This window comes from Flavobacterium sp. (genome assembly GCF_041392085.1).
Lineage (GTDB): Bacteria > Bacteroidota > Bacteroidia > Flavobacteriales > Flavobacteriaceae > Flavobacterium.
In genome coordinates, this window is sequence record NZ_JAWKMW010000004.1 from 632584 (window position 1) to 638958 (window position 6375).

Here is a 6375-nt window from a genome sequence, read left to right on the forward strand (position 1 = left end):
CATTTTTTAAAATCCCCGGCACATTAATTGCAGGGGATTTTTATATTTGTTAAAAATCTCATCAAATGAAAAATATAGTTTGCCTATTTCTATTAGTTTTTTTGAATGGTCATTCCCAAACGTTGGAGCAATTGAAATTGGAAACCAAAAAATTGTACGATGCTCATTACAACATGGATTTTGAAGGAATAGCTTCGCTTTATCATCCGAATTATTTTGAAAAAATAGCGAAAGAAGAGTTAATTGCTAAACTAGATGAGCAATTTCAAAATGATCGTACAGGAATACGATTCGTTTTCCCGAACATGAATTTTACTTATGGAACGATTAAAGAAATTCAAGGTACATCCTATTGTTTGATTTCGTTTAAAAACACATACCGAGTTAATTTTGAAAACACGTTAACGAAAGAAGAAATCAATAAAAACCTGTCTTTTTATCAAGCCAATCCAAAAATAAAGTCAGTAAAATTTGAAGACAAACGCAATAGTTTTTACATCGAAGAGAATATTCAATGGATTGCTGTCTCTTCCAATTTAACTACTATGAAATGGAAATTTGTAGAACAAAATTCTAACTTACTTTCTTTTGATGAACTAGTAGCTCCTGCTGTTCAAAAGGATTTAGGGTTATAAAAAATTATTGTTTCACAAACTTCGAAACGCCTACTCCTTTATCCGAATACACTTTTACAAAATACGTTCCGGTTTGTAAATTCGAAACATCAATATTTAATTGATTATTCTCGTTAGGAATTGCTTGAACCAACTGACCTAAACTATTGAAAATTTCAACTGATTTTAAATTGATTCTTTGACTTTCAATTGTAATTGTTGAACTGGCCGGATTAGGATATAATTTCACAAAATTGGAAAACTCAAAATCGGGATTACTTAATGCTTCAATTGTTGTGGTAGCCGGTTCAGTGATAATCGGGAAATTATAATCAAAATAAATGCTCGCAAAATTGGAGAAGGTATCGCCAACAGTTAAGTTATTCTTCAGCTTAATTTTGAAAGCAACATAACCATGTCTGTCTTCCGAAGGTGGAAAAGGCAATTGGATATTTTCAAAAATAAATTCCACTTTGTTGCCATTGATTCTGGTCCATTGTTGGTGACTTGCATTTAACACAATCAAGCTATTCAAATCAAATTTGGACAGATCGATTTCGTCTTTAACCACAACATTTTGAGCGAAGAATGTTCCCGTATTTTCAAAACGGATAACATAGTGAACGTATTGACCAATTAATTCTGTACTCACCACTGAACCTTCTAAACAGGTTTTATCGTTTGGATCGTAGGAATTAACGACTTCCTGATTCAATGTTGATGTATTATCTGATGGCATTTCATCTCCCGAAAGTGGATCAACTATGGCTATGAATTCTAAAATTTCTCCACCATTTAAAGCAGGAGTTTCTTGTGGGGAATTTAAGTTTAGAACAATATTGATATCTCTTGTTTCAAAAGGTAATAAATTACTATAACTCCAAGTAAAAGTCTCAATATTTGGTGCATTTGTTTGTAAATCAAAATTTGGTATACTCGAAATAAAATCTACAACTTCTGGGTTATATATTGAAAAAGTAACCGTGCCGTTTTCTAATTGGTTTCCTTTGTTTTTATAAACGATTTTATAATCGGCATCAAAACCTGGTCGTGCCGGTGTGATAGGGATTATTGTTATCTCTACATCTGAATGGTTTCCATTGGGTGTAAAGCAAAAATCTTGTGTAAACGGACTGGCTTGTGACGGAAAGCCTACCGAAATGCTTGCCGGTGAAATAGTAAAATAACTTGGATTTTCTAATACCGGTGTAATGGTATGTGTGCCCGTTTGAACCGGAATAGCATAATTACCTGTTGAGTTTGTTATAAAATAACCTGTAATATTACCATTATTGGTCAAGTTAAATTTCAAATTGGAATAAGCTAAATCGTTAACATCACAACCATTATTATCAAAATCTAATTTAGTATTACCAACTATTTCATAATATGCACCACCAAGCGTAAAAGAACAATAACTGTTTGCATGGCAATTGGTATAACCATAGGAATTTATTCTTTGTTGAACAGCATTAATTTCCGCATCGTCTGCACAAACATATGTCAAATTAGGATTGTTTCCAAAATTTAGATTATTAATATTACTAATATAACTATTTTTAATAAACAAACTAATCAATTCATTATTACTACATGACCAATACTGTAAATTAGGATTCTGTGTCAAATCTAAAGTTGATAATTCATTATGTATGCAATAAAAATACTGTAAAATAGGATTTTGAGTAACATCTATATTCGTTAACTCATTATATTCGCAATATAAATGCGTTAAATTAGGATTTTGAGTAACATCTAAACTCATTAATTGATTATTATAGCAATATAAAGAATATAAATTAGGATTCTGAGTAACATCTAAACTCGTTAATTGATTAAAATTGCAATGTAAATCCTGTAAATTTGGATTCTGAGTAACATCTAAACTAATTAATTGATTAACAAAACAAAGTAATATCTGCAAATTAGGATTATGTGTAACATCTAAACTCGGTAATTGATTATTATCGCAATATAAATATAGTAAATTTGGATTCTGAGTTAAATTTATACTCGTTAATTGATTATAATTGCAATTTAAATATAGTAAATTTGGATTCTGAGTAATATCTAAACTCGTTAATTGATTATTACCACATCGTAAAGCAATTAAATTTACAAAATCTTCTAATCCTGTTAAATTTGAAATTGAAAAACCACTAACTCTTAACCACTTTATAGTTTGTGCTTCACTCACTTGTATTTCGCCATCGCCATTAGTGTCTATGGTGTGATAGGTATTCACCTGTCCAAAACTATCAGGTGTATCAGTTGAAGCGATTAAATTACTTGAACTTGCCTGTAACAACCTCGCTTTAAAATTTGCATCAGGAATGTTTACAATTTGAGCATCTACAGAAAAAGAAGCTAAAAGCAAAAGGAGTAGATATTTTTTCATAAATATGTTTTTTGTAAATTAAAATTCTTCGATCTATTCTAATCATAAAATAAGCACAATAATAAACATTAAAACTTTATAAATTAAAATGTTAAGGCAAAATTTTACCGGGATTTAATATTCCATTGGGGTCAAAAACATATTTTAACCGCTCCATCAATTCTAAATGAGGTTTCGAAAAAGCTATATCCATATATTCTTTTTGTACAAAACCGATACCGTGTTCGCCGGATAACGTACCGTTTAAAGAAACGGTTAATTCAAAAATTTCTCGAATTCCTTTGGGTACTTCTGTTTTCCAATTTTCATCGCTTAGGTTTCCTTTAATGATATTAACATGCAAATTTCCATCACCGGCATGACCGTAACAAACCGATTGAAAACCATATTTTTTTCCGATGGATTTTATGCCATCTAACAATTTTGGCAATTCATATCGCGGAACAACCGTATCTTCTTCTTTGTAAATTGAGTTGGATTTAACCGCTTCGGCAATACTGCGACGCATTTTCCACAAGGCATTTTTTTCGTCTTCTGTGTCAGCAAAAAGTATATCATCAATTTGAAATTGTTCTACAACAGTCATAATTTTTTCAGCTTCAGCCATCAAAATTTCAGGATAATTTCCATCCACTTCAATGAGCAAGTGGGCTTGAATCTCAGGTTTTACTTGCACATTCAATCCATCAATATATTCCAAAGCCCAATCAATGGCATCACGTTCCATAAATTCTAACGCACTTGGCACAATTCCAGCTCTAAAAATAGCTGAAACGGCTTCACAAGCTTCATTGGCTTTGTAAAACGGAACTAACATTAATACGTTATGTGTATTTTTAGAAAGTAATTTTAAAACAATTTTTGTAACGATTCCCAACGTTCCTTCGCTCCCAACCATTAATTGCGTGAGGTTGTATCCGGTTGAATTTTTTAACGTATTGGCTCCTGTCCAAATAATATCTCCGGTGGGCAAAACCACTTCTAAATTTAAAACATAATCTTTGGTTACACCATATTTTACAGCTCTTGCTCCACCGGAATTTTCGGCTACGTTTCCACCGATGAAACAACTTCCCATGCTGCTTGGATCAACTGGATAGAAAAGACCTTTTTCGGCAACAGCTTCGCGTAAGACTTGTGTAATCACACCGGGTTCAGTGATCACTTGTAAATTTTGTTCATCAATAGATAAAATTTTATTGAATCGCTCCATTGAAAGTCCGATTCCCCCTTGAACGGATAAAGCACCACCACTCAAACCGGTTCGAGCTCCAATCGGAACAACAGGAATTTTATATTGATTGGCTATTTTTAATATTTCTGAAATTTCAACAGCTGAAGAGGGTTTTACAACTACATTGGGAGGAAAAACATAATCTTCGGTTTCATCGTGACCGTAGTGATTGCGGGTTTCTTCATCGGTAAATACAAATGACTGACCAACGATATTTTTTAATTTAAGTAAAATTTCGGAATTGAGTTGCATACATGATATATTAAACCACTAAAGGTAAAAAAATTATAACAACGAAAGTAGCCAATACCAAAAAGCTAAGGTTAAAAACGAAAGCGGAATTCCGATGCCAATCATCATGCTGCTTAATTTGGGTTTTAGTCCATAGGTTGAAGCCAAAATCGCTCCGGTAATCATGGGAGCCATTGCAGCTTCCATGATGGAAACATCTACAATTACACCTTGACCATTGAGGATAAATTTGTATAAAACCAGAAAAAATAAAGGCGTTAGCATCAATTTAAAAAACAATCCTAAAGCTAAAAAATTCCAATGCTGACTTTTTTTATCAATCTTCAATTGCAATCCCACAGAGACCAAAGCGATTGTTGAAACAGTTCCTCCTACTTTTTGAAAAACAGTTTGTAGCATGTCAGGAAAATCTAGTTTTAAAACATTAAGCAAACAAGCTATCACAAAAGCGATAAATGGTGGAAAAAATAGAATTTTTTTGATAATAGCTTTCGAATCAACTTCTCCATTTGAAAAAACAGATGCTACAATTATTCCCAATGTAGCCAACACCACGAAAGAACCGGGCTGATCGACAATGATTGCAGTTTGCAAACCTTCTTGACCATACAACGCTTCAATTACCGGAAACCCTACAAAGGAAGTATTACTCAATCCTCCTGTAATTATTAAACACCCTATTAATTTTTTGGACCAACCGAGCCATTTTCCTAAACTATAAAAAAACAAAAAAGACAACCCAAATCCAAACCATGCTACACCGATTGGAAAAAGTAATGTTGAAGAAATTTCAATTTTCGGAATGTAATACAACGCTAAAGCCGGAAGTGAAATATAAATTACAAAATGATTGAGTGCTACATATCCGTTTTTGGGAAAACTTTTCAAAAATTGTAGTCCAAAACCAATTGCTAAACAAAGAAAAATTAAAATGATGTTATCCATAATAGAAAATAGAATGCAAAAATACCATTATAAAATTATCGATTTAATTTTTGACCTCTATTTTATTGTCTTGAAACTCTTATTGATTTTACTTACTTTTACTACTTGAAATTAGTTTTGTGAAAAAATCAAATCCAAATAAATCTGCTTTAAGCGAAAAAGAAGGTGTTCCTCAACCGGAATTCATCAGTGATTTGGTTGTGAAAAACATCAAAGGATTTCGAAAAATTCAACCGTCTTCTAATGAATTAATTAATGGAATTTTAAAAGGCAATATTTCTGATTTAAGCCGAGCCATTACTTTAGTGGAAAGTACAAATCCGAATCATTTAGCAAAAGCGAATGAAATAATTGCTACCTGTTTGCCAAAAGCAAATAAATCTATCCGAATCGGCATTACCGGTGTTCCCGGCGTTGGGAAAAGTACGTTTATTGAAGCTTTTGGAAAACATTTAACTTCGTTAGGAAAAAAAGTAGCTGTTTTGGCTGTTGATCCAAGTAGTACCATTTCTCACGGAAGTATTTTAGGCGATAAAACCAGAATGGAAGAATTAGTGAAAGATAAAAATGCCTATATTCGACCTTCTGCTTCGGGAGAAACATTGGGCGGAGTTGCCCGAAAAACAAGAGAAACCATTATTTTATGTGAAGCGGCCGGATTTGACACCATCATCATTGAAACCGTTGGTGTTGGTCAAAGTGAAACTGCCGTTCATAGCATGGTTGATTTCTTTTTGTTATTGAAAATTTCCGGTGCAGGCGATGAATTGCAAGGCATTAAACGCGGTATTATGGAAATGGCCGATGCCATCGTAATCAATAAAGCAGACGGTGATAATATCAAAAAAGCGAAATTAGCCAAAACCGAATTTAACAGAGCTTTACATCTTTTTCCGGCAAAAAAATCCGGTTGGATGCCTACAGTTTCCACT

At 32.8% G+C, this 6375-nt stretch carries 5 protein-coding genes; 2 read left to right on the top strand and 3 right to left on the bottom strand.

Annotation, left to right across the window (positions count from 1 at the left end):
- Positions 1–65: 65 nt before the first annotated feature.
- Complete coding sequence (locus R2782_RS02975; protein ID WP_371266573.1) at positions 66–635, top strand: hypothetical protein; 570 nt, start codon at positions 66–68, stop codon at positions 633–635.
- A gap of 4 nt (positions 636–639) precedes the next feature.
- Here R2782_RS02975 and R2782_RS02980 read toward each other — a convergent pair whose 3' ends face one another.
- From R2782_RS02980 to R2782_RS02990, 3 genes are all read right to left on the bottom strand, one after another.
- A complete protein-coding gene (locus tag R2782_RS02980; protein ID WP_371266574.1) occupies positions 640–3012 on the bottom strand; it encodes a T9SS type A sorting domain-containing protein in 2373 nt (790 codons plus the stop codon).
- 91 nt (positions 3013–3103) lie between these two features.
- Entirely contained in the window at positions 3104–4498 is a 1395-nt protein-coding gene (locus R2782_RS02985; protein WP_371266575.1) for an FAD-binding oxidoreductase, read from the bottom strand.
- Between the two features lie 33 nt (positions 4499–4531).
- Positions 4532–5443 (bottom strand): AEC family transporter, encoded by a 912-nt coding sequence (locus R2782_RS02990; RefSeq protein ID WP_371266576.1) that lies wholly within the window; start codon positions 5441–5443, stop codon positions 4532–4534.
- A 119-nt stretch (positions 5444–5562) separates the two neighbouring features.
- Between R2782_RS02990 and meaB the strand changes: the two genes are divergently transcribed.
- The coding region (meaB, locus tag R2782_RS02995; protein ID WP_371266577.1) for a methylmalonyl Co-A mutase-associated GTPase MeaB at positions 5563–6375 on the top strand (813 nt) is incomplete at its 3' end.

Coding starts and splice junctions, on each gene's coding strand:
- R2782_RS02975 (WP_371266573.1), top strand. CDS start 66: ATGAAAAATATAGTTTGCCTATTTCTATTAGTTTTTTTGAATGGTCAT.
- R2782_RS02980 (WP_371266574.1), bottom strand. CDS start 3,012: ATGAAAAAATATCTACTCCTTTTGCTTTTAGCTTCTTTTTCTGTAGAT.
- R2782_RS02985 (WP_371266575.1), bottom strand. CDS start 4,498: ATGCAACTCAATTCCGAAATTTTACTTAAATTAAAAAATATCGTTGGT.
- R2782_RS02990 (WP_371266576.1), bottom strand. CDS start 5,443: ATGGATAACATCATTTTAATTTTTCTTTGTTTAGCAATTGGTTTTGGA.